The 20,291-nt window shown below is 47.6% G+C and carries 24 protein-coding genes; 8 read left to right on the top strand and 16 right to left on the bottom strand.

All coding sequences use genetic code 11. The features are described from left to right. The first annotated feature begins 147 nt into the window (after positions 1-147). The gene (locus NDA03_RS03035; RefSeq protein WP_348237244.1) at positions 148-594 is read left to right on the top strand and encodes a hypothetical protein; all 447 of its coding nucleotides are present in this window, start codon (positions 148-150) and stop codon (positions 592-594) included. 183 nt (positions 595-777) lie between these two features. Here NDA03_RS03035 and NDA03_RS03030 read toward each other — a convergent pair whose 3' ends face one another. From NDA03_RS03030 to NDA03_RS03015, 4 genes are all read right to left on the bottom strand, one after another. Then, entirely contained in the window at positions 778-1,281 is a 504-nt protein-coding gene (locus NDA03_RS03030) for a GNAT family N-acetyltransferase (protein ID WP_190430712.1), read from the bottom strand. Between the two features lie 6 nt (positions 1,282-1,287). Beyond that, on the bottom strand, positions 1,288-1,569 hold the full coding sequence (locus tag NDA03_RS03025) for a DUF1778 domain-containing protein (protein ID WP_190430711.1): 282 nt from the start codon (positions 1,567-1,569) through the stop codon (positions 1,288-1,290). A gap of 133 nt (positions 1,570-1,702) precedes the next feature. Next, positions 1,703-2,089: an alr0857 family protein gene (locus tag NDA03_RS03020; protein ID WP_190430710.1), complete on the bottom strand. Its 387-nt coding sequence runs from the start codon at positions 2,087-2,089 to the stop codon at positions 1,703-1,705. A 14-nt stretch (positions 2,090-2,103) separates the two neighbouring features. Then, entirely contained in the window at positions 2,104-2,625 is a 522-nt protein-coding gene (locus tag NDA03_RS03015) for an HNH endonuclease (protein WP_348237243.1), read from the bottom strand. 410 nt (positions 2,626-3,035) lie between these two features. Between NDA03_RS03015 and NDA03_RS03010 the strand changes: the two genes are divergently transcribed. Next, positions 3,036-3,374 carry a hypothetical protein gene (locus NDA03_RS03010; protein WP_190412375.1) on the top strand — a complete coding sequence of 113 codons (339 nt, stop codon included), beginning with the start codon at positions 3,036-3,038 and terminating at the stop codon, positions 3,372-3,374. Between the two features lie 134 nt (positions 3,375-3,508). Here the strand turns inward: NDA03_RS03010 and apcB are convergent, their stop codons facing one another. Both apcB and NDA03_RS03000 read right to left on the bottom strand, forming a co-directional pair. Further along, positions 3,509-4,018 carry an allophycocyanin subunit beta gene (gene apcB, locus NDA03_RS03005; RefSeq protein WP_190434291.1) on the bottom strand — a complete coding sequence of 170 codons (510 nt, stop codon included), beginning with the start codon at positions 4,016-4,018 and terminating at the stop codon, positions 3,509-3,511. A 164-nt stretch (positions 4,019-4,182) separates the two neighbouring features. Next, a complete protein-coding gene (locus NDA03_RS03000) occupies positions 4,183-4,521 on the bottom strand; it encodes a hypothetical protein (RefSeq protein WP_242029202.1) in 339 nt (112 codons plus the stop codon). A gap of 472 nt (positions 4,522-4,993) precedes the next feature. Between NDA03_RS03000 and glnA the strand changes: the two genes are divergently transcribed. From glnA to NDA03_RS02980, 4 genes are all read left to right on the top strand, one after another. Next, the gene (gene glnA, locus NDA03_RS02995) at positions 4,994-6,415 is read left to right on the top strand and encodes a type I glutamate--ammonia ligase (RefSeq protein WP_190412373.1); all 1,422 of its coding nucleotides are present in this window, start codon (positions 4,994-4,996) and stop codon (positions 6,413-6,415) included. 348 nt (positions 6,416-6,763) lie between these two features. Then, positions 6,764-7,876, top strand: a complete 1,113-nt coding sequence (locus tag NDA03_RS02990; protein WP_348237264.1) for a methyltransferase domain-containing protein — start codon at positions 6,764-6,766, stop codon at positions 7,874-7,876. Between the two features lie 240 nt (positions 7,877-8,116). Continuing rightward, positions 8,117-8,620 (top strand): YbjN domain-containing protein, encoded by a 504-nt coding sequence (locus tag NDA03_RS02985; RefSeq protein WP_190430709.1) that lies wholly within the window; start codon positions 8,117-8,119, stop codon positions 8,618-8,620. A gap of 38 nt (positions 8,621-8,658) precedes the next feature. After that, positions 8,659-9,420, top strand: a complete 762-nt coding sequence (locus NDA03_RS02980) for a biotin/lipoate A/B protein ligase family protein (RefSeq protein ID WP_190412371.1) — start codon at positions 8,659-8,661, stop codon at positions 9,418-9,420. A gap of 21 nt (positions 9,421-9,441) precedes the next feature. Here the strand turns inward: NDA03_RS02980 and NDA03_RS02975 are convergent, their stop codons facing one another. From NDA03_RS02975 to psaK (NDA03_RS02960), 4 genes are all read right to left on the bottom strand, one after another. After that, complete coding sequence (locus NDA03_RS02975) at positions 9,442-9,933, bottom strand: DinB family protein (RefSeq protein WP_190412370.1); 492 nt, start codon at positions 9,931-9,933, stop codon at positions 9,442-9,444. A 25-nt stretch (positions 9,934-9,958) separates the two neighbouring features. Continuing rightward, the gene (locus NDA03_RS02970) at positions 9,959-11,158 is read right to left on the bottom strand and encodes a site-2 protease family protein (protein ID WP_348237241.1); all 1,200 of its coding nucleotides are present in this window, start codon (positions 11,156-11,158) and stop codon (positions 9,959-9,961) included. A 182-nt stretch (positions 11,159-11,340) separates the two neighbouring features. Beyond that, positions 11,341-11,619 (bottom strand): photosystem I reaction center subunit PsaK, encoded by a 279-nt coding sequence (gene psaK / locus NDA03_RS02965; RefSeq protein WP_190412368.1) that lies wholly within the window; start codon positions 11,617-11,619, stop codon positions 11,341-11,343. A gap of 123 nt (positions 11,620-11,742) precedes the next feature. Further along, positions 11,743-12,021 carry a photosystem I reaction center subunit PsaK gene (gene psaK / locus NDA03_RS02960; protein WP_190412367.1) on the bottom strand — a complete coding sequence of 93 codons (279 nt, stop codon included), beginning with the start codon at positions 12,019-12,021 and terminating at the stop codon, positions 11,743-11,745. Between the two features lie 129 nt (positions 12,022-12,150). Here psaK (NDA03_RS02960) and NDA03_RS02955 point away from each other — a divergent pair, with 129 nt between their 5' ends. Together NDA03_RS02955 and NDA03_RS02950 are read left to right on the top strand one after the other, a co-directional pair. After that, the gene (locus NDA03_RS02955; protein ID WP_190430705.1) at positions 12,151-12,792 is read left to right on the top strand and encodes a phosphoribosylanthranilate isomerase; all 642 of its coding nucleotides are present in this window, start codon (positions 12,151-12,153) and stop codon (positions 12,790-12,792) included. A 163-nt stretch (positions 12,793-12,955) separates the two neighbouring features. Continuing rightward, entirely contained in the window at positions 12,956-13,450 is a 495-nt protein-coding gene (locus tag NDA03_RS02950; protein ID WP_190412365.1) for a peptidoglycan-binding protein, read from the top strand. Between the two features lie 226 nt (positions 13,451-13,676). Here NDA03_RS02950 and folE read toward each other — a convergent pair whose 3' ends face one another. From folE to NDA03_RS02920, 6 genes are all read right to left on the bottom strand, one after another. After that, positions 13,677-14,381 (bottom strand): GTP cyclohydrolase I FolE, encoded by a 705-nt coding sequence (gene folE, locus NDA03_RS02945; protein ID WP_190412364.1) that lies wholly within the window; start codon positions 14,379-14,381, stop codon positions 13,677-13,679. A 114-nt stretch (positions 14,382-14,495) separates the two neighbouring features. Beyond that, entirely contained in the window at positions 14,496-15,221 is a 726-nt protein-coding gene (locus NDA03_RS02940) for an SDR family oxidoreductase (protein ID WP_190412363.1), read from the bottom strand. Positions 15,222-15,520: 299 nt separating this feature from the next. Then, positions 15,521-16,504, bottom strand: a complete 984-nt coding sequence (gene accA, locus NDA03_RS02935) for an acetyl-CoA carboxylase carboxyl transferase subunit alpha (RefSeq protein WP_190412362.1) — start codon at positions 16,502-16,504, stop codon at positions 15,521-15,523. Between the two features lie 188 nt (positions 16,505-16,692). Continuing rightward, positions 16,693-17,718 carry a long-chain acyl-[acyl-carrier-protein] reductase gene (locus tag NDA03_RS02930; RefSeq protein WP_190412361.1) on the bottom strand — a complete coding sequence of 342 codons (1,026 nt, stop codon included), beginning with the start codon at positions 17,716-17,718 and terminating at the stop codon, positions 16,693-16,695. A gap of 165 nt (positions 17,719-17,883) precedes the next feature. After that, entirely contained in the window at positions 17,884-19,470 is a 1,587-nt protein-coding gene (locus NDA03_RS02925) for a B12-binding domain-containing radical SAM protein (RefSeq protein WP_190412360.1), read from the bottom strand. A 97-nt stretch (positions 19,471-19,567) separates the two neighbouring features. Next, positions 19,568-20,263, bottom strand: a complete 696-nt coding sequence (locus NDA03_RS02920; RefSeq protein WP_190430702.1) for an aldehyde oxygenase (deformylating) — start codon at positions 20,261-20,263, stop codon at positions 19,568-19,570. Positions 20,264-20,291: the final 28 nt, after the last annotated feature.

Genomic DNA, 20,291 nt, shown 5'->3' with positions numbered 1-20,291 from the left:
GGCAGGTTTCAAAAGTCCGCGCAGGCGGACTTCGTTTGTATAGCCGCGATTTCTAATCGCCAAGGCTGCTATTTAACAATTACAAACGATAGAACTCAGTTGCTAATGGGAATACTTAGTTTGATGGGTTATTTACGGAGAATAATCATGAAATCCCTTCAAACAACCGTTTTCTCTACAATTGCCACCTTAATAAGTGGAATTTTTTTACCCTTACAGTCTCAAGCAACTGTTCCGTTGCAACAGCAGCTTGTAGCTCAAGCCAGCATTGAAGATATAATTCGCGATCTAGATGGCAACGCATATATCTTGGGTGCCGATAAACAGGAGCTTGGTGTGGTTTCAAGCAACCAGTATGCCACCGAGTCAATTTGCAACCAGTACGGAAAATATGGTAGCCGCTATTCTTCAACAAGTGTATGGAATGAATACGGAAAGTATGGTAGCCCTTATTCCACTATTGGTGCTTATAATCCTCGTGGACATAAACCTCCCTTAATCGTGTTTGAAGGAGGGGCATTTATTTTGAGTAAGAATCCTAACCTGGATAACCGAATAGATCCAGACTATCTGTTCGCTGTTCTATGCAGGTAGTAGAAGACATAACCCTTTTTCTCAAGGAAAGGGCGCACAGCCGTGCGCCCCTACAGTTAGTTCAAGGAGAAGGTACAAGCTTGTACATCTTGCCAAAGCTTGAAGAGGAAGAATCAAGTGGGTGAAGCTCCTAGTTCACCATTTAACAATAAATCTGCTTGACCACAGCGACGAAACTACCTGCTATTTACGACTCTTTAATATTGTTGCCATTGGTAGGAAAAGCGAGAATTCATAATCAATTAAGGGAACGAAACCGTATTTCAGATAAAATTGCTTTGACTCATCATCCAGAGCATCAACTCTAACTGCAAAAATCCCTACTTCATCTGCAAGGCGAACTGCTTTACTAAGAGCATCCATTAGTAATCTTTTTCCCAATCCTCTCCCTTGCATTGAGGTGTCAACGGCAAGTTGTCCGATTAACATAGCGGGAACAGGATAACGGGGTAATCTTTTTCTTAGTTGCTCTGGAAGCGAGTCAAACGTAATGCTAGACATACTGATGGTGTAATAGCCAACAACTTCATTACCATCTTCTTTGGGAATAGCAACAAAGGTTTTGGCAATGCCTTTTCTATCGTTTTGTCCAGCGTATTGCTTCAGGTAATCGTTTAACTTTGGAACTCCGCAGTCGAAAGCATCCTTCCTTACACTGCTATCGAGAGGGTGAAAAATCCATTCCACAAAGTATTACTTTTCGTACTCCTGATATTCACACATCGCCGATTTTAAAGCTTCGTTCGGTTCAGGCGGATTCTCTAGTATCGATAAAAAGAGATCCCGATCTCTATCTGACAAAACCAGTGTTTCATGAAAGGCAATGTCCTTTCTGGCAGCATCAAGTGAGTGGCAAAGCACATAAGAACTTACACTGAGTCCCATCAGTGCAGCTGCCTTTTCAAGCGTCTTTTTTTGCTCTTGGCTCAGTCTCAAATCAATTCTGCTTTCTTTGGTATTGCTGCTGGCTGACATAACTAATGTTTAATCAATCTCAGTGTGGTATCCCGCTATGACATACCAATAGTTTGATGTATTATCCGGCAAATGTCCACACAAATACTAAGAAAAAGGGTGGGTTTTTCGACCCACCCCAAAAGTGATTTGATTACCTCAAGGAGGAGGTGCAAGCTTGTGCATCTTGCCAAAGCTTGAAGAGGAAGAATTCAGCGCGATCGCTCATTGCAGTCACAAAAACGCCCTCTCCATTTTTCGAGCCTCCGTCCACCCAGCTACCGTGCAGGCTGACTTCAACGTACTCGGCATCGCAAGCACACAAGCCAATAATTTCCGAACCTTCCTGCTGCGCTTCCTCTAGCAACCGTCCGATTTCTGGCAAACTAGCCGGAAGTAAGAAGGAAGCGGTGCTGGGTTCGACTGAGATGGGGGTACCCACTCGCAGCGCTAAAATCACCCGCCGTGTCACCCACTCTTCTAGAGATTGAGCCAGACACTCCAAGTAAAAGCCGTTTTCTGTGTAAGTTAATTTCAGCATTGCTTGGTGTCTCCTTACAAATCCAGGTGATCGTGCTGTTCGCGCCAGAACTGTTCGGCAAAGGCAACAGCAGGGTGCATGGGGGCTTTAGGCTGGGTGCGAAGGGGCATTCCTGCTTGAGTCGGAGTGCGATCGCCCTTGCGCTGGTTGCACTTTTCGCAGGCGATAACTACGTTGTCCCAGGTGTGTTTTCCGCCCTTTGATAAGGGTAGGACGTGATCGATCGTCAACTGTTTCGTGTTACCGCAGTATTGGCAGGTGTGGTGGTCTCTCCGCAGCAATTCCCGACGGTTCACTGGGGGAACCTTCCAAACTCGCTCTGCACTCGTGATGGTGAGGCGAATTTGTTCTGGCACCTCGATCACCACGCTGGGCGATCGCACTTGCCAGCCAGGTGCATCGCTAAACTGCAAAGGTTCGGCTTTCCCACCGATCAACAGAGCGATCGCTCGCTTAATATTGACCCGGCTTATGGGCAAGTAGTTCTGGGAAAATACGACTACCGACCTACCTAACACGTCAGTTGCGCTCGTCACGACTTGGCTCCTCATACAATTAACCCCCGCCTCTGGTAATTAGAAGCGGGGGTTGGAAAAACTTTTTGAGTCTTCTCTTCCTATGTTGGTACGGCTACTTTTAGCCTGTACCTCCCGCTTTGTTTGTTTAGTTTGAGTTCTGCAAACCGCAGACTCCCACCATTATTGCGATCCAAAATTTGATCGATCTCCGTACCTCGTCTCTGACAACCATATCCACCCATAAAAAGAAACTCCACGCCCGCGCCGGCTGATTCCCAACTCGTTAAGGAGTCGGAATCGCTGGCTGAGATGGAGAAAGCAGGTATATGTGTCACAGGAAGGCTTCTTGAACGGTTTAACTTGAATCTGGCTTTCAATATACTACACTTGTATTACTAATCTGTCCACAAATTTTAGGAGAAAAAATCATGCGTACCCTACCTCGCACCTCAACCACTGAAATGGAAGTCACCAGCATACGCTTGGAGAGAGAACTGAAGGAAGAACTCAAAGAACTCGCAGGTCATCAGGGATATCAAGCTTTGATTCGAGATATCCTCTGGAACTACGTGCAGCAGAAATCCGATGATTATAAACCTCAATTCTCTAGGTCTGATATCCTCTCTAGCGTCCCCGCCACAGCGCAGCAAGAACAACGCTGTGTACTGACAGGCAAGTTTATCCGACCGCAGGAGCCAATGTTATTAGGATTTACTAATCATGGCGATCTGGTTCCTTTAAGTGTTGAGAGTTTGTCATCGAGATAGGCTTTTGGTGTCTTCAAATTAACGTCAGCGCAACATAAACAAAAGCGATCGCACTCTACCCCCAGTACAAGGTAAAAAGTGCGATCGCTCTCCAGCTAATGACGAATGGCTAATTGTTCGTTGCCATTTACTGCTTAGACATCCTGTTCGCTTAAATCGCGGGTCATGTGGTCAAAGGGCTGATCTACAAATGCTGTATTTGCAACTCCAGCCGCAGCCACTTGTTCTTTCACAATGTCCTTCATGATTTGGATGCCCATTACGGTCGGACCAATCGGCACTCCCAAAGAGTTGTAAGTTTCCCGAAGACCTTGCAGCACCCGCTCATCCAGCACATTTGTATCACCTGCAACCAACGCATAGCTGGCATAGCGCAGGTAATAGTCCATATCCCGCAGACAAGCAGCATAGCGACGAGTCGTATATGCATTTCCGCCTGGTCGAATCAGTTCCGGCAGTTCTTCAAACAACCGTGACCCCGCCTGCTTCACAATCGAAGCTGCATTCGAGTTAATCACAGCAGCCGCCTGGACTCGTGCTGTGCCGGTTTCAAAATAAGATTTCAGGGAATCTACGGCATTGCGATCCAGGTAACGACCCGTAACATCGTAATTTTTAATCAGGTTTGTGACTGCGTCGCGCATGAAATTGCTCTCCCAACAACAAGCTATATAGATAATTTTCTATTGTTTAGTGTGCTGTTGCATACCCAGTTTCTAGGGTGTAGTTTACAACAACAAACACTTTCATTAGCATATATCCATCTCCACAAGCATCTCCACATTGTTGAGAGCAATCGCAGCAATTTTTAGCGGGCAATTTTCTCCGGGGCTGTGCTATAAGCCTTCTGGCGCATCGGCTTGCCATCTCTTGACTGAGCCGCTCTCGATCCAGCTTTTCGACGGCTCACCGGCTTCAACCAACAAACTCCTCTCATGGGCACTGGCAGTAATGTCAGCTCTTCTGGATATCGCGGCTGCGGATCGTTGAGCAACCAAATGGGCGGCACCATCATCGGGTCATATTCAGCAATAATATCAACCACCCCAGGACGCTGCTTTAGCTCCACTCTCGTCCCAGGACGATACTCAAATGCCTCTTGTTCGTCAAAATCTTGATCAAAATCCGTATTTAAATTAAACATCATGCTTCCCCCCGCACAAAAGTAGCCAAAGCTACTGATTAGTAAAATTGTTGCCGCCTATAAGATTTTTTTGTAAATCTCGCTACAATTTTTAACTTTTTCTCGCTTTAAGTCAAACGGCAACTGCCTTATTCTGTATAGCTGAATACAAAATCTCCTGGCACCTATCCCTAGGATGATCCAGTACATCGATGCCTTACGTCTTGAAAAAAGGCTGAAGACTGTTAGCGTAGCGGCGCGTAAGCGCCAACTGGGAATTGAGTGGGAGAGTTCTTGAGATGGGCAAAAGAGGAGAAAAAAGATTTTCAGCCAGGAAAGTTGTACTTCTGGATCGGGAAGTCTCACCTGAAAATGCTTGCTTTCAATCCAGGTTCTCCCCCTCTTGACTTGACGATTCACCAACCCTGATGATCGCTCTTACTGTTTTTTCTGCTTTCCAGACTGAGCCAGCTTAGAAAATAAGGAGTCCGTCGTAATGTTCCAGACCCCGCAAGAATTTTTGACTTACGTCAAAGAAAAAAACATCCAGATCATTGACCTCAAGTTCATCGATATGCCGGGTATCTGGCAGCATTTGTCGATGTATCACGACCAAATTGACGAAAGTAGCTTTACCGAGGGCGTACCCTTCGATGGCTCTAGTATCCGGGGTTGGAAAGCCATCAACGAATCAGACATGGCAATGGTGCTAGATCCGACAACTGCCTGGATCGACCCATTTATGGCAGAGCCGACTTTAAGCGTCGTCTGTAGCATTATCGAACCCCGGACGGGCCAACCTTACAGCCGCGACCCCCGCACCATTGCTCAGAAGGCAGTAGACTACCTAATTTCTACCGGCATTGGCGATACAGCCTTCATTGGACCGGAAGCTGAGTTCTTCATCTTTGATGATGTCCGCTTTGACCAAAACCAGCATGAAGGCTATTACCACGTAGACTCCGTCGAGGGACGTTGGAATTCTGGGAAAAAAGAAGAGGGTGGCAACCTCGGTTATAAACCTCGCTACAAAGAGGGTTATTTCCCAGTCGCGCCGACGGATACCTCCCAGGATATGCGGACAGAAATGCTGCTGACGATGGCGAAGTGCGGGGTGCCGATTGAAAAGCACCACCACGAAGTTGCTACCGGCGGACAGTGCGAACTGGGTTTCCGCTTCGCAACTTTGGTACAAGCTGCTGACTATCTGATGACTTACAAGTACGTCATCAAGAACGTTGCCAAGAAATATGGCAAAACAGTCACCTTCATGCCGAAGCCGCTGTTTAACGACAACGGTTCCGGGATGCATACCCACCAGTCGATTTGGAAGGATGGACAGCCGCTATTTGCAGGCGATAAGTATGCTGGCTTAAGCCAAATGGCGTTGCACTACATCGGTGGCATCCTCAAGCACGCACCGGCGCTGTTGGCTTTGACCAATCCCACAACCAATTCTTACAAGCGCTTGGTGCCCGGTTTTGAAGCACCCGTGAACTTGGCTTACTCCCAAGGAAACCGTTCTGCCTCGATTCGGATTCCGCTATCTGGTACCAATCCTAAAGCGAAGCGCTTAGAGTTCCGTTGTCCGGATGCGACTTCTAACCCCTACTTGGCGTTTGCTGCCATGCTCTGTGCGGGTCTAGATGGTATCAAAAACCAAATTGACCCCGGTGAATCCCTGGATAAGGATATTTACGACCTAACCCCAGAGGAACTGGCGAATGTTCCTTCCACCCCAGGATCGCTCGAAGGTGCCCTGGAGGCGTTGGAAAACGATCACGCTTTCTTGACCGAGACGGGCGTGTTCACCCCAGACTTCATCCAGACTTGGATTTCATACAAGCTCGATAACGAAGTCAACCCGATGCGGCTGCGCCCCCATCCCTACGAGTTCGCTCTCTACTATGATTGCTAATTTCTTTTCTCGCTCATGAGAAGGCAAATTGTGTAGGAACAAAGCTTGACGTTTTTGCTAAGCATTCCTGCCAAATCTAGAGCTTGCCTTTCTTAAAGCGTTCTAAGCTGTGGGGTGGGGTATCCCCTTCCTGGAAAACAACTCATCCCTAGCCCGCCACCCATAAGGGTGGCGCTTTTTCTTGTCCCACTGGAGACAGATGGCAGTTGTCGAAACTGAGTTAACATAAGAAATATGTCTTAACAAAAAGACATATAACCGCGCAGCATTTTCATAGTCGTACTCAGTTTTCAGCACCCATCGTTAGCCTCTATGCAGTCAACCTCAAACCTTGACCCAGCAACTACTATTACTGAGACTCTAACCAAGCTGACCTACCAGACTTTTCAGCAAGGCAAAAATTACTTTGGTTTAGCTCATAAAATATTAAATTCGCAGTTTCTGAATTTAATTTCTCCTCAGGTAGAGGTGAAAACTAAGCCGATTTCCCCAGAGCTTATACAAAAACTGAAACAAAGGCACGATCGGATTATTGAAGCCGATTGGCAGGATGCTGAGCGAGGTGTATATCCCGCTAGCTTACTGTTTGATAACTCATGGAGCGATTTTTTCCGCTATTATCCGATGGTTTGGCTGGATACGCTGCAAATACATCAGCGGATTAAACAGAAGCGATATCAAGAATTTTCGCCAAACATTTCCACGGATGGTTATCCAAGCTACTACTTGCAAAACTTCCATCACCAAACTGATGGTTACTTAAGTGACTGGTCAGCAAATCTCTATGATTTGCAAGTAGAAATTCTTTTTGGTGGTACGGCAGATGCAATGCGGCGGCGGATTCTCGCGCCACTGAAACAAGGGTTGAAAGCGTTTGATTCTATTCCACCCAGACAAGTTCGCATTCTCGATGTGGCGAGTGGAACGGGTCGCACTTTGAAATTAATCCGGGGTGCTTTGCCTGAAGCCTCTTTGTTTGGAATCGATTTGTCACCTGCTTACTTGCGGAAGGCGAATCAGATGTTATCTGAAAATCCGGGAGAATTGCCCCAACTCCTCCAAGCGAATGCTGAGAAAATCCCCTACGTGGATGAGCATTTCCATGCGGTTACTTGCGTGTTTCTCTTCCATGAGCTTCCAGCAGCGGTGCGTCAGCAGGTGATCGAACAGTGCTACCGAGTCACGAAACCGGGTGGAGTCTTTATTATCTGCGACTCGATTCAGGTCAGCGATGCTCCAGACTTGGTGCCACTGATGGAAAACTTCCCAGAAACATTCCACGAGCCATACTACAAACACTACATAACGGATGATTTGGTGAAACGGTTGGAGAAAGCAGGCTTCGAGAATATTTCGAGTGAAGTTCACTTTATGAGCAAGTATTTGATTGCTCATAAGCCGGATTCTGAAAAGACAACGGCTTTAGATGGAGAACAAAGCGATCGCAAGCTCATGGTTTGAAACACGGTGTCGAGAAGTAGCAACAGAGGGCATCGAGGCTAAGGCTCGTTACTAGGATGGATAGAGCTGTCCTAGTAACGAGAATCAGAAGAAGCGGCTGAAGGCGATCGCTGTATAGGCGATGATTAAACAACTTAACACTTGAAAATAAAAAACTAATCTTTAGAGGTGTCCTCCAAATGTGCCTCTAGGCGATAGAGTTGGTCTAGGCAAACCGCAAAACGATAAGCAGAAGGTATTATGACCACCAACCAGCCTGCTGTGGAAAGTGTTTCCACCCAAGGACTGTCAACAGAGGATCTCGTTACCAATGAGCTGATTGAGGATGCAACGGTAGTCAATTATGTTGATGTGATTCAAACCGTTATCTCCAGCTTGGATCAGGACGATACGGCAATGGTAAGCCGTGGCGAAGACAGCAGCTATCTTTGGAAATTTAAGTACGGTAGCGTTGAGGTGTTTGTGCAACTCACGGGGATTACCGAGGAGGATACTTTCACCGTTTGGTCTTATGTTCTCAAGCTACCTGCCACGAACGAACCGCTGTTGATGCGGAAACTCCTGGAAATGAATTGGTCGGACACGTTTGAATCGCGTTTTGGCATTGTGGAGAACCAAGTGGCAGTGCTGACATCTCGCACTGTCGCCGAGCTTTCTCCCGGAGAAATTTCCCGCGCTGTCACCGTTGTCGCGACGATTGCAGATAATAACGACGAAGCTTTACAAGCTGAATTTGGTAGTTAGTTATTGGTCATTGGTCATTGATTTTAGGCAAATGACAAATGACCAATAACCGCTACTGGCGTTTTATTCCGCTGCTGGAAGCGTCAGGTCGCGTCCAGATGGCAATCGACCGATGGTTACTGGAGCAGCACCATCTGGGTTTGCATCCTCCAGCCTTACGGTTTTATACCTGGTCTCCACCGGCAATTTCGTTGGGATATCATCAACACCGCTTACCTGCATCTTGGCAGCAGCTGGCTGCGGCGGGTGTAGTGGATTTGGTGCGGCGTCCGACTGGCGGACGGGGAGTGCTGCACCAGGGCGATTTGACCTACATGGTGGTAACGTCAGGACTCGCTGGCAGTCGCATCCAAGCGTACCAAGAGATTTGTCAGTTTTTGATTCAGGGATGGCGATCGCTCGGTCTAGAATTGCACTATGGTTCGGCAGGACGGGGTTACATTCACAATCCCAATTGTTTTGGCACCTCGACGGGTGCCGATTTAGTTTTAGCGGATGGTTCTAAATTAATTGGGAGTGCCCAGATGAGGCGAGGCAATACCATCTTGCAGCACGGGTCGATACGTTTGTCACCAGATGCGACGCTGTTTGAACAGGTGTTTGGCGAGGCGGTAACGCCGGTTAAGCTAGGGATTAACCAGCCGGGAGAGGCGCTAGTTCCAACAGTTGTAGAAGCCTTAACGGTAGCAGCTAGCGATTGTTTTGGTATTGAGATGCTAGTGCAGCCTTTGTCAGAAGAGGAGTGGCAGGAAATTTTAGCGCAGCCAGAATTAACAAATTCGCTCACAGAATCAAGATAGATAGTGCTAATGCAACTAACTCTAAGGTCGGATAACTCGGTGCATATCTAGAACTGGCGGGGCAATTTCAGTCTGCGTTAACAGATCGTGAACTTGTCCTCGGTGGTGGGTCTGGTGATTAAAAAAGTGTGCGATCAACAAATCAACTGGATCGATATAAATATTTCCTTGGTTATTGCGGTACTTGATCGTACCGCTCAAGAATTCGTCGTTTAAACTATCTGAGAAGGCTTCGATGCGCTCATCTTCTAATACACGCGCTTTGGTAAGCTTGTCGAAATCCTCATAGAGAATTGCGTCAAGTCCGGTTGAGGGGACTTCTTTGCCCTCAAACCGCGATAACCAGATGCGATCGCCTACCATGATGTGATTAAGCGTCCCGTGAATACTTTTGAAGAAGGCGGGTCTGATGCGCTTGCGTTCTACATCGTCCAAACGAGTGCAAACTTCATAAAGTCTGCGATTTGCCAGCGTGTTGTAGCGTGCGAGCATCTGGAAGTGCTGTATGAGCATATTCAGACTCGTTTTCTGGTGTCAATTAATCAGTTGTTGATTTTGCGATCGCTTGTAACTGCAAACTCGGCGGATAGGTGCCCTCTGCCTTAACCCGCTTGATTTCTACTTCCGTAATCAGTAAATTCAGCTTCGATGCAACAGCGCGGACAACATCGCCCCGGTCGATAATACCGGCGACTGTCCCAGCCGGTGAGAGGACAGTAATCCAATTTAACTGCTTGGCTTCCATGCAGTTAATTACTTCTACCAAAGGCATTTTCTCTTCAACAGTAGCAATTTCCGTCAGGGGATGCACAATACTATGCAGATTTTGCGTTTCCCACAGACCGCGCTCTACGAAATGCAAATCTTCAACAGAGACTAAACCGCGATAGCGACCTTCACTCGCTGCAAAGTAAACCGGAAAGTGGGAAGCTTCCAAAATGTACTCATCGGCAAACTGGCGCAAGGTCTTGTTCGCATCCACCACCCGAAATTCTTGGGTCATGGCGTCTTTCGCCACGATCTGGAGCAAGGATTCTTGGAGGGTGGTCATCTGGTCGTAGGAACGGGCGTTGCGAATCCCAAACCAGCCGAGTAAGGCAATCCAGAAGCCACTGAACCACTGATCCTTGAACGTAATAATCGCCAATCCCACGGCGATCGCGCCCCAACCTAAAATTAAACCGCTTTTGGCTGCCCAACGGACGCCCTGAAAGCGGTCTCCGGTGAACTTCCACACGGCTGCTTTCACAACTTGTCCGCCATCTAAGGGGAGACCGGGAATCAGGTTGAATAATGCCAAGACTAGGTTAATCTTTGCTAAGTCTAATGCCATGACCTGCACGATACCGGAGATTGGCAGTCCATGAGCCACTAAGTAAAATAGCGAGTACAGCACTAGGCTGACCGCAGGGCCAGCGATCGCGACTTGAAAGGCTGCTTCTGGGGTTTTGGATTCCCGGTCAATCGCCGCAATCCCACCAAAGAGAAATAAAGTAATCGAATTTACTTCAATCCCTTGCGATCGCGCGACTAAACTGTGACCCAATTCGTGCAGTAAAACCGAACCAAACAGCAATAAAGCCATTAATAATCCCGCACCCCCGCCGAGGACTGGACCCAAGACGGGTGAGAAATCCAGGGCATTCGCAAAGGCGATCAAAGCTAAAATAAAAAACCACGAATAATCTATAAATAGCGGAATTCCGAATAGAGAGCCAACTCGCCAAGCTGCCTGCATCAAACTTTCCCATCTAAATCCTTGCACTTACCAGGATATACGACGGCTCTTGTAGAAGCATGAATGATGGAAAATGAAGCGTGAAGTAGGAGAGTGAGCCTTGCCGACCTTTGGGGTAATTGGTGAGCAGTGTCCACCCTACTAACTTCACTGAAAAGACAGTTATTATCGAGCGAGGGCTTCTAAAGGAGACCCGTATTGGTCAGTCCTAAGATGGCACCTGTTCCCAGGATATGTCCAAAACTCAAACCCGCAATAAATTGAGCGGCGCTAAAGTTCTTACCAAAACCGGGCAGTGGGAAAGGCAGTTTAGGGCCAACTCCCGGCTTTTGGACAGCGTTGCGGGCCAGAAAAAGACCCAGAATGTTGAAAGCAGTCATGACAATGAATACACCAGGGCCGATTGTTGGTGTTGAAGGAACTGTCTGCTGCAATGCTGCAAGTAAACTTAAGTCAATCAATTTCTTTTCTCCTGCTTTGATAAAATCAGCAACGAAGGGATTATAAAACGCGGAGGGAACTGTTGATTCTTCCTGATGGATGAGCTAAATTTTTAAGTCACCCAAAGCAGAAACAATTGCCTTTTAAAGGGCACCCGCGTTGGTTAATCCGAGGATGACGCCTGTTCCAATAATGTGACCGAAGCTCATTGTCGCTAGGAGTTCAGGCACTGTAAAATTGCGTAACAAAGCGGGTTTAGCGAGAGGCAGGTCTGGTCCTACTCCTGGCTTCTGGATAGCGAAGCGACCGATGGCGATCGCCAACAGGTTGCACAGAATCATCACCAATCCGACCATTGGAGTCCACGATGGGGTCGCGGGAACGGTAGATTGTACGGCGGCGAGTATTGTCAAGTGAATCAAGTTCTTGTCTCCTGCTTGGACACAAATATCAAAACCCAAAGTATTATAGAAACCTCTTAGTAAAAAGTCGGAATTTGTTTTAACAGTTAACAGTTATATTAATTTTTGATACAAATCGAAAAAAATTTAATGCGAGTCAAGATTTGCGGGATTACCAAACCAGATCAAGGGCAAGCGATCGCGCAACTGGGAGCAACCGCCCTAGGATTTATTTGCGTGTCCTCCTCCCCGCGCTACGTCAGTGCAGTTCAAATCCGCTCCGTGATGGAACGCTTACCCCCTGACGTTGAGCGGATTGGTGTCTTTGCCAACACAACGCTGGAAGAAATCTATCAATGTGTTGCCGTCGCCAACTTGACAGGCGTGCAGTTACATGGCGGAGAAACACCAGAATTTTGCCGTCAGTTGCGCCAATTGCTGCCCAGCGTGGAAATCATCAAAGCGCTGAGAGTGAAAACTCTAGAGGATTTAACTCAGGCAGATGTCTATGCAGAGTGTGCGAATACCTTGTTGCTGGACGCTTATCATCCCCAAATGTTGGGAGGTACTGGCAAAACGTTGGACTGGAAGAACCTCCAACAGTTCAATCCTAGCTGTCCCTGGTTGCTTGCCGGTGGCTTGACACCAGACAATATTTTGGATGCGATCGCTCAATTGCATCCTAGCGGGATTGATTTATCGAGTGGTGTCGAGCGATCGCCTGGAGATAAAGATTTAAATCGAGTTGCGGATTTGTTTGAGAAACTGCGGGGAACACGGTTCAAGTTGTAGGGAGCTTCGCTCTTTTGGCACGATCGCCTCCTGCTAATGGGTGAACAGATAGAACGAGAGCAAACCAATCCAGTTAGTTTACCCGACTGTGCGAAGTGACAAGCACTTTATTAAAAGTACTTTGGAGATGTAGAACACCAACAACTCCAAAGGAATCCACATCATGCTTGCTAACGAATCCAATCAAACCTTCACCAATCAAGCTCAGTTTAATAAACCCGTTCTAGGGTTAGGCAGCTCTGGATCGGTAGTTAGAGAATTACAACAAATATTAACTGATAGATGCGCTTATTTCGGAGCGATTCACGGAATTTTTAATCAAGAAGTAGAATATGCCGTCATTGTTTTTCAGAATTGGGTTTTCCTCAAAGAAGATGGTATTGTCGGGCCGTTGACTTGGCAAGCACTTTATACAGGCGCTCCGGTTAATATGCCCATGCTGAAGCGCGGAGCTAAAGGTGAAGCAGTAATCACACTTCAGCAGGTGCTATTTGTAGCCGGTGACTTTAATGATGAAATTAACGGTGTATTTGGGCCGCGCACCGATGCTGCTGTTAGATTCTTCCAAAAACGCAACGGTTTATTAGTAGATGGAATTGTTGGTGAAAAGACTTGGTATGCTCTTTCTCAAGTGCGTCAGCAAATGGGGGGATGCTGATTGTAAAACCATTTTGTTCTTTTGTTTGCAACATTTAGACTTCTTAGCCTCCCAATTTATCGGGGGTGGGGGAATTGTTAATGTAGCGCTTCATGAACCAAATGGTATAAAAACCCGATTCATTAACCGTTATAGGGACACGGCCTTGCCGTGTCCCTACTTTAAGAAATTAGGAGTTTTCTCTTTATGAGGAGCGAAATCTCCCTGCTATTACTGCCAACAACGCTTAAAAGAAAGCGGGTTGGTGACGAATTAAATTAAGGAACTCTTCACGAGTTTTTTGCTCGTCCTGAAATACGCCGACCATCGCACTGGTAACAGTCCAAGAACCGGGCTTCTGGACGCCTCGCATTACCATACACATATGGGTAGCTTCCATGACAACAGCGACTCCCTTCGGCTCAAGAATCGTCTGCACCGCTTCAGCAATCTGGCGCGTCAGCCGTTCCTGTACCTGCAAGCGGCGAGAATACATCTCAACAATCCGAGCAAGCTTGCTAAGACCTACCACTTTTTGGTTAGGGATATAGGCGACGTGCGCCTTACCCATAAATGGCAGCATATGGTGTTCGCAGAGGCTAAAGACATTGATATCCCGGACAAGAACCATCTCGTTGTGACCCTCATCAAAGATAGCTCCGTTGACAAGGTCTTCTAGCGACTGAGTATAGCCACTGGTAAGAAAGCGCATTGCTTCTGCTACTCGCTTAGGCGTCTTGAGCAAGCCTTCCCGTTCCGGGTCTTCACCCACTCCCAGTAGCAGCGTCCTTACAGCACTCATCATCTCATCGTTGAGTTCTTCCGGAGGCGGCTGCAAATTGGGTTCTCTACCATTCATTGTGTTGCGGTCAGGTCGCGGCGGAGCAATTTTGGCGCTCAAATCGCCTGATGGGTTAGAGCCATTAGAACCGTGGGAAGAAGCAGTAGTCATGATTCAGTCTTTGTTAGGGTTTGGAGTGGTTAACGGAGTGATGAGTTCGTTAGGGATTTTTTGAGACTGTTGAGTGATGAATTTAGGTTTAATTCATCATTCAAAACTTACAACTCATAAAACCCCAGCGTTCGGCATTAAGGTTAATTCCTCAATTACTGCCTGTTCTGGCACGAGAGCCATGTGCAGAATCGACTGGGCAACGATTTCTGGTGTTAACATGGCTGAACGGTTCAGTTCGACTTGAACCGTTTCTGTGTCCCAAATTGGGGTATTGACAGCACCTGGAGAGATCGTTACAACGCGAATGCCTTTGGCACGTTCTTCTGCTGCGAGGGTTTTCGATAAGGCAATCAGAGCCGCTTTGCTAACGTTGTAGGCACCCCAGCCAGGAAAAGGTTGCTGACCGGCAATAGATGCCACATTAATAATTATCCCAGAGCCGCGATCGCGCATCGAGGGCAAAATTCCCTGGATACACTGAAACACGCTGGTGAGATTTAGGTCAATCACTTGTTGCCATTCGGATAAAGGTGTTGACATAATCTCGCCGGTGTAGCCCATCCCGGCATTGTTCACCAGAACATCAATCGAGCCAAAGGAGTCAGCGATCGCGGCGACCTTTTCTCTTACCTGCTCAATATCGGCTAGATCCAGGGCATACGCTTTCGCTGTCACCCCGGTCTTCCGAGCAGCTTCAGCGACAGCCTCTAATTTAGACTCAGAGCGGCTGACTAAAGCCACATGGAATCCTGCTTTCGCAAATGCCAAAGCTGTCGCCTTGCCAATCCCACTACTGGCCCCGGTAATCAAGGCACGCCGTTCGATTGGAGAAGTCATCAATTCTTCCCGTATGTTTTGATTAGGTAGCCATCAGCTCTTTGCTTACTTTTCCTACTTGGTTTGGCTACCCTGTAGGAAAGCAAAATAAGCTCAAGCGATCGCCTAGGGGAACGCTTACTACGTACAGTTCTCATTTTTTGAGTCGTTGTCTACGATCGATTCGCTATCGCCGTTAATTGCTTGCCAGCTCAGCGCTAATTTCTTAAAAGACAACTCCTCTCAACTGAGAACTTGTAATAATTTGTTACCTTGTTGATTATACCACTCGTCACAGCGTCTTCTAAGGTAAACCCCCGCTAGGCAGAGATTTCCGTATAAACGCCAATACTCCGAAACTTTTGATAACGTAGCTCCCGCCGCTGTTGAGAGGTCATTTGGGAGAGTTCTTCTAAGTTTTGCAACAGAGCGTCTTTTAAGATGGCAGCTGCCTTTAGCGGCTCGCCATGAGCGCCGCCAACAGGTTCGGGCAACAGAACATCGAGAATGCCTAAGTTTTTCAAATCCCAAGCCGTAATTTTTAGTGCTGTGGCTGCTTGGGGAGCTTTGGAAGCATCTTTCCACAAAATTGCTGCACAAGCTTCGGGGGTCGCAACGGTATAAACGGCGTGTTCAAACATTAATAGTCGGTCGCCGACGCCAATTCCCAACGCACCGCCAGAACCACCTTCCCCGATAACGGTGCAGAGGATCGGGACATCCAGGCGGAACATCTCCCGCAAATTATAGGCGATCGCTTCTCCCTGCCCCCGTTGCTCGGCTTCCACACCCGCCCAGGCTCCCGGCGTATCGATAAACGTGAGAATCGGCATTCCAAAGCGATTGGCGTGTTCCATTAACCGCAGCGCCTTGCGGTAGCCGCCTGGAGCAGGCATCCCAAAATTCCGGGCGACATTATCCTTAGTATCGCGGCCCTTTTGATGACCCAGCATCACAACGGGACGCCCACCCAGACGAGCTACGCCGCCGACTAACGCTGGGTCGTCATTCCCACCGCGATCGCCGTGTAGTTCCATCCATTCATCGCTCATTGCCTGGATGTAGTCTAATGTACTGGGACGCCGAGGATGCCGAGCCAGTTGCAGCCGCTGGGACGGGGATAAACTATTGAAAATCTCCTCACGAAGTTGCACTGCTCGTGCCTCCAACTGACGAATCTGATCGGAGACATCGACGTCCTGATCTTCTGCAAGTTCGCGAATTTGGTCAATTCGTGCCTCTAGTTCGGACAGAGGCTTTTCAAAATCTAGAAGTAACGGCTTGCGCTCAGAAGAAGTTGACATAGTTCCTAGTCAGCGATCGGTGGTCAGTAGTGCAGCGACGAGCATAGGGGGTCGCCCTTACAATGCTCAGTAGTCAGTCAGTTGTCAGTAGTCAGCCGTCAGGAGTTAGGAGTCAAAGAAAGAAGTAACACTAGACAAAAAATAACTAGCCTTTTTCTATCAACTGACAACTGACTCCTGACTCCTGACTAATAAGTCAACAAAGGTCGGAATCCATGCCTCACGGAGGATTCACCGATTTGCTCCATCTTCTCCACGGTAATTTGATTGCGTCCCCAAGAAAAGTTGGTGTGCCACTTTTCAAATTCCAATAGCATCGATTCGGCAAAACAGGCGAATAACTGGCGTCCCGGAGCTTCCATCAAATTGACGATTTTCATAATCCGCCAGTCAATATCCAGGGAATGCTCAACAATCCCCCCATTGACGACATAGACGCCCGGATGCTGAATTTTTGTTGACAGGTTTTTCGGGTAGCCCCCATCAATCAGCAAACAAGGTTTTTTCAAAACCGTGGGATCAATTTCCATCCCTTTGGGCATACTGGCTACCCAAACTACAATATCAGCCAAAGGCAGCGCCTCTTCCAATCCCATGATTTTGCCTCTGCCGAGTTCCGCCTGCAAAGCTTGCAATCGCTCTTGCTTCCGGGCAATCAGCAACAGTTCTGGCACTTCAGTTCGAGCATCTAGCCAACGACAGACAGCGCTGCCAATATCGCCTGTAGCTCCACAAACCGCCACAGTTGCTTTACTGAGATCGATGCCCAGCTCTTTCGACACTTCTTCCAATTGGCGACAGATAATGTAAGCCGTATGGGTATTGCCGGTAGTGAACCGCTCAAATTCCAGTTTGATATTGCGAACCTGCTTACTTTCATGCAGGTTGAATTCTTCAAAAATAATCGAGGAAAAGCCGCCCAGCGCACTAATGTTAATGCCATGTTTTTGAGCATGAGCCATTGCGTTGAGAACTTTCCGGACTGCTGTCTTACCTCTCCCACTGGCCAGCATTTCTGGTACAAAGCAAGATTCCACATACCGACCTTCGATTTTTTGCCCGGTAATGCTGGTGACAGTGATGTGATCGACGATTTGAGGCGGAGCGCTACACCAAAAATCTAGCCCTTGATCGGCATATTCTGGGTAGCCAAGCTCTCTAGCCACAGATTGAGCGTGTTGCAAATTAGTAAGGTGACCGATTAAACCAAACATGAATGGTTCTAACTACGCCTCTGGATAGGAAAGGAAGGTGGAAGGGGAAAAAATAGTTAAATACTCTTAACAATAGTACAAAAAATTGCCGCTCTTCTGAGCGGCAGGTTGATTTACATTGATAAATGGCTGTTTTCTTGCCTTCTAGCGAGCGGAAAGCTCGGATCAGACGTTTACAAGTGCGGGTTTTTGTTCGGTTGAGGCTGGCGTAGCGATCGGATCGTAGCCGAGCTGTTGGGTAATCCGTTCTCTGGCTAAAAGGCGGTACTCCCAAAAATGCTCTCCAGCGGCACATAAGCCGAGATACATATTTAGGAATTGAGGCTTTTGGCGTAAAATCAGCCAAAGCTGTCGCCAAAATTGACCGCGAATTTCAGGTCGCCGAATGCCCTGATGCCAAATTAACTGGGCGACTAGCCGCAGTCCTTTGCCAGCGGGGAAGTACATATTTTGCGTTCTTCCTGGCGGTGGAACGATGTTGAGGCATTGATTAAAACAGCGTCTGAGATAGTTCTGGGGTTCGTACATTGTCCAGAAGCCTTCTACATACTCTCTGGCAATGTCTGCTAGAGGTCGGCTGGGCGTAAAATTCATCAAGGAATTCTGATCGCCAACTTCGGTGATGCCAACTCCTTCTAATAAACGCTGCTCTTTTTGGAGCCGAGTCCACAAAGCCGTATTCGGCAAGGCCTGCAAAATGCCGAGCATGGGTTGAGGAATACTGGTTTCTTCGACAAAGGCTTGAATGCGATCGCCAGCACCCGCGCGTTCTCCATCGAAGCCGAGAATAAATCCTGCATAAATTAGCATTCCGGCTTCGTTGATCTTGCGACACGCTTCTAAAAGCGGGTTGCGGGTATTTTGAAGCTTTCGAGTGACTTGCAGGCTGTCTTGATCTGGGGTTTCAATACCGAGAAAGACGGCGTAAAAACCGGCTTTTTTCATCAACTGTAGTAGTTCATCATCCTCTGCTAAATTAACAGAGGCTTCGGTCATGAAGGTGAAGGGATAGTTGTGTTCCTGCATCCAAGGAATCAATTCTCGTAGCAGGCGCTTGACGTTGCGCTGATTGCCAATAAAATTGTCATCGACGATGAATAGGGAACCCCGCCAGCCTAAGTCATAGAGGCTTTGCAACTCTGCCAACACTTGAGCCGGTTCTTTGGTACGCGGTTTGCGACCGTAGAGGCTGATAATGTCGCAGAATTCGCAGTTAAATGGGCAACCGCGAGAAAACTGAATTGCCATCATCAAGTAGGCATCTCGCTTCAGTAAATCAAAGCGAGGAAGGGGACTTAGGGTAACATCCGGCTTTTCGATGGAGCGAAAAACACCTTTTTCTTGACCCTGAGCGATCGCTTGCAGAAAGTCCGGTACTGTTAATTCCCCTTCATCCAAAATTAGATAATGTGCTCCAGAGGCGAGAGCGTCTTCAGGAACGGACGTTGGATAAGGCCCTCCAACTGCCACTTTTTTTCCTAACTCGACAGCCTTTTTGATCAGGAAGTGAAAATCTTCTCGTTGTGCCAGCATTGCCGATAGAACAACGATGTCGCACCACTCCCAATCGGCCTCCGTCTCAGTCTTCACATTGCGGTCATAAAACTTAATTTCCCAATCTTTTGGCAACAGTGCTGCAACTGTAATAATTCCCAAAGGAGGGATCACTGCTTTGAGTCCAGCGATTTCCATAAAACGGTCATATGACCAGAAAGACTGGGGAAAAGTGGGGGAGAGTAAAAGCGCCTTCATTGACTCCGTCCTCAAATAGATGACTTGGTTTCAGGCAATTCCCCACTCTTACTCTGCACTACCTGACTTGACATCCCCCACAAGTTATACTAGGCAACTATGCAGCGGCAAGCCCGTAGGCTGACATCCGCATGATATCGCGGGTAGTAAAGCCAATATTGCTCAGCGCTTCGCCGTATTGAATCATGAAGTCTTCAACTAAAGATTCTTTGTCCATTCCCAGAATACTGGCATCCTTTTCGACTTCGTTGAGCATCCGCCAGACGATGGGAAGGTTCTGACGATTAGCTGCTTCAAATTCTGCTTTGGATTCCTCGAAATGGTTTTTCAGCCAAACTTCGCCGTAGTTGAGATGGCTGTATTCATCTTTAACAACACCCTCAGTAATTTTACGGGCGAAGTCATCAGCAACGGGGATATAGATGTTGTAAGCAGCGATCGCAAAGCATTCGATAATTAATGCTTGAATCAGCAAACAGGTAACAATCCCGCCTTCTGCTGCCGCATCTTGGAAATTTTGGTGCAGTCCGGAGAAGAACTTGCGAGCAAATTCTAAATCTGGCGTCACTTCGAGATTCCGCCCGCAGGCTTCAAATCCTTTCTTGTGACGACTCTCCATTTTGGATAAACGGATCAACTGCTCCTTATCTTCTGGCAGCAATTCTGCTAACTTGATGTAATTCTCATGAGCCTCTTGTTCGCCTTCAATCACAATCGCATTGATGCGGCTGTAAGCGTCCTTGTAGGTTTCACTGTGGAAGTCAATTTCTAGGCTGGTTTCAAGCGACGGCATAAATCTCCTGTCTGCTCCTCACGAATAG

This window comes from Trichocoleus sp. Lan (genome assembly GCF_039961855.1).
Taxonomy (GTDB): domain Bacteria; phylum Cyanobacteriota; class Cyanobacteriia; order Cyanobacteriales; family FACHB-T130; genus FACHB-T130.
This window is presented reverse-complemented; position numbering and strand designations above follow the sequence as displayed.

What these genes read in the sequence shown, in the direction of transcription:
- NDA03_RS03035 (WP_348237244.1), top strand. Translation starts at nt 148, where the DNA reads ATGAAATCCCTTCAAACAACCGTTTTCTCTACAATTGCCACCTTAATA.
- NDA03_RS03025 (WP_190430711.1), bottom strand. Translation starts at nt 1,569, where the DNA reads ATGTCAGCCAGCAGCAATACCAAAGAAAGCAGAATTGATTTGAGACTG.
- NDA03_RS03020 (WP_190430710.1), bottom strand. Translation starts at nt 2,089, where the DNA reads ATGCTGAAATTAACTTACACAGAAAACGGCTTTTACTTGGAGTGTCTG.
- NDA03_RS03010 (WP_190412375.1), top strand. Translation starts at nt 3,036, where the DNA reads ATGCGTACCCTACCTCGCACCTCAACCACTGAAATGGAAGTCACCAGC.
- apcB (WP_190434291.1), bottom strand. Translation starts at nt 4,018, where the DNA reads ATGCGCGACGCAGTCACAAACCTGATTAAAAATTACGATGTTACGGGT.
- NDA03_RS03000 (WP_242029202.1), bottom strand. Translation starts at nt 4,521, where the DNA reads ATGATGTTTAATTTAAATACGGATTTTGATCAAGATTTTGACGAACAA.
- glnA (WP_190412373.1), top strand. Translation starts at nt 4,994, where the DNA reads ATGTTCCAGACCCCGCAAGAATTTTTGACTTACGTCAAAGAAAAAAAC.
- NDA03_RS02985 (WP_190430709.1), top strand. Translation starts at nt 8,117, where the DNA reads ATGACCACCAACCAGCCTGCTGTGGAAAGTGTTTCCACCCAAGGACTG.
- NDA03_RS02980 (WP_190412371.1), top strand. Translation starts at nt 8,659, where the DNA reads ATGACCAATAACCGCTACTGGCGTTTTATTCCGCTGCTGGAAGCGTCA.
- NDA03_RS02975 (WP_190412370.1), bottom strand. Translation starts at nt 9,933, where the DNA reads ATGCTCATACAGCACTTCCAGATGCTCGCACGCTACAACACGCTGGCA.
- NDA03_RS02970 (WP_348237241.1), bottom strand. Translation starts at nt 11,158, where the DNA reads ATGCAGGCAGCTTGGCGAGTTGGCTCTCTATTCGGAATTCCGCTATTT.
- NDA03_RS02955 (WP_190430705.1), top strand. Translation starts at nt 12,151, where the DNA reads ATGCGAGTCAAGATTTGCGGGATTACCAAACCAGATCAAGGGCAAGCG.
- NDA03_RS02950 (WP_190412365.1), top strand. Translation starts at nt 12,956, where the DNA reads ATGCTTGCTAACGAATCCAATCAAACCTTCACCAATCAAGCTCAGTTT.
- folE (WP_190412364.1), bottom strand. Translation starts at nt 14,381, where the DNA reads ATGACTACTGCTTCTTCCCACGGTTCTAATGGCTCTAACCCATCAGGC.
- NDA03_RS02940 (WP_190412363.1), bottom strand. Translation starts at nt 15,221, where the DNA reads ATGACTTCTCCAATCGAACGGCGTGCCTTGATTACCGGGGCCAGTAGT.
- accA (WP_190412362.1), bottom strand. Translation starts at nt 16,504, where the DNA reads ATGTCAACTTCTTCTGAGCGCAAGCCGTTACTTCTAGATTTTGAAAAG.
- NDA03_RS02930 (WP_190412361.1), bottom strand. Translation starts at nt 17,718, where the DNA reads ATGTTTGGTTTAATCGGTCACCTTACTAATTTGCAACACGCTCAATCT.
- NDA03_RS02925 (WP_190412360.1), bottom strand. Translation starts at nt 19,470, where the DNA reads ATGAAGGCGCTTTTACTCTCCCCCACTTTTCCCCAGTCTTTCTGGTCA.
- NDA03_RS02920 (WP_190430702.1), bottom strand. Translation starts at nt 20,263, where the DNA reads ATGCCGTCGCTTGAAACCAGCCTAGAAATTGACTTCCACAGTGAAACC.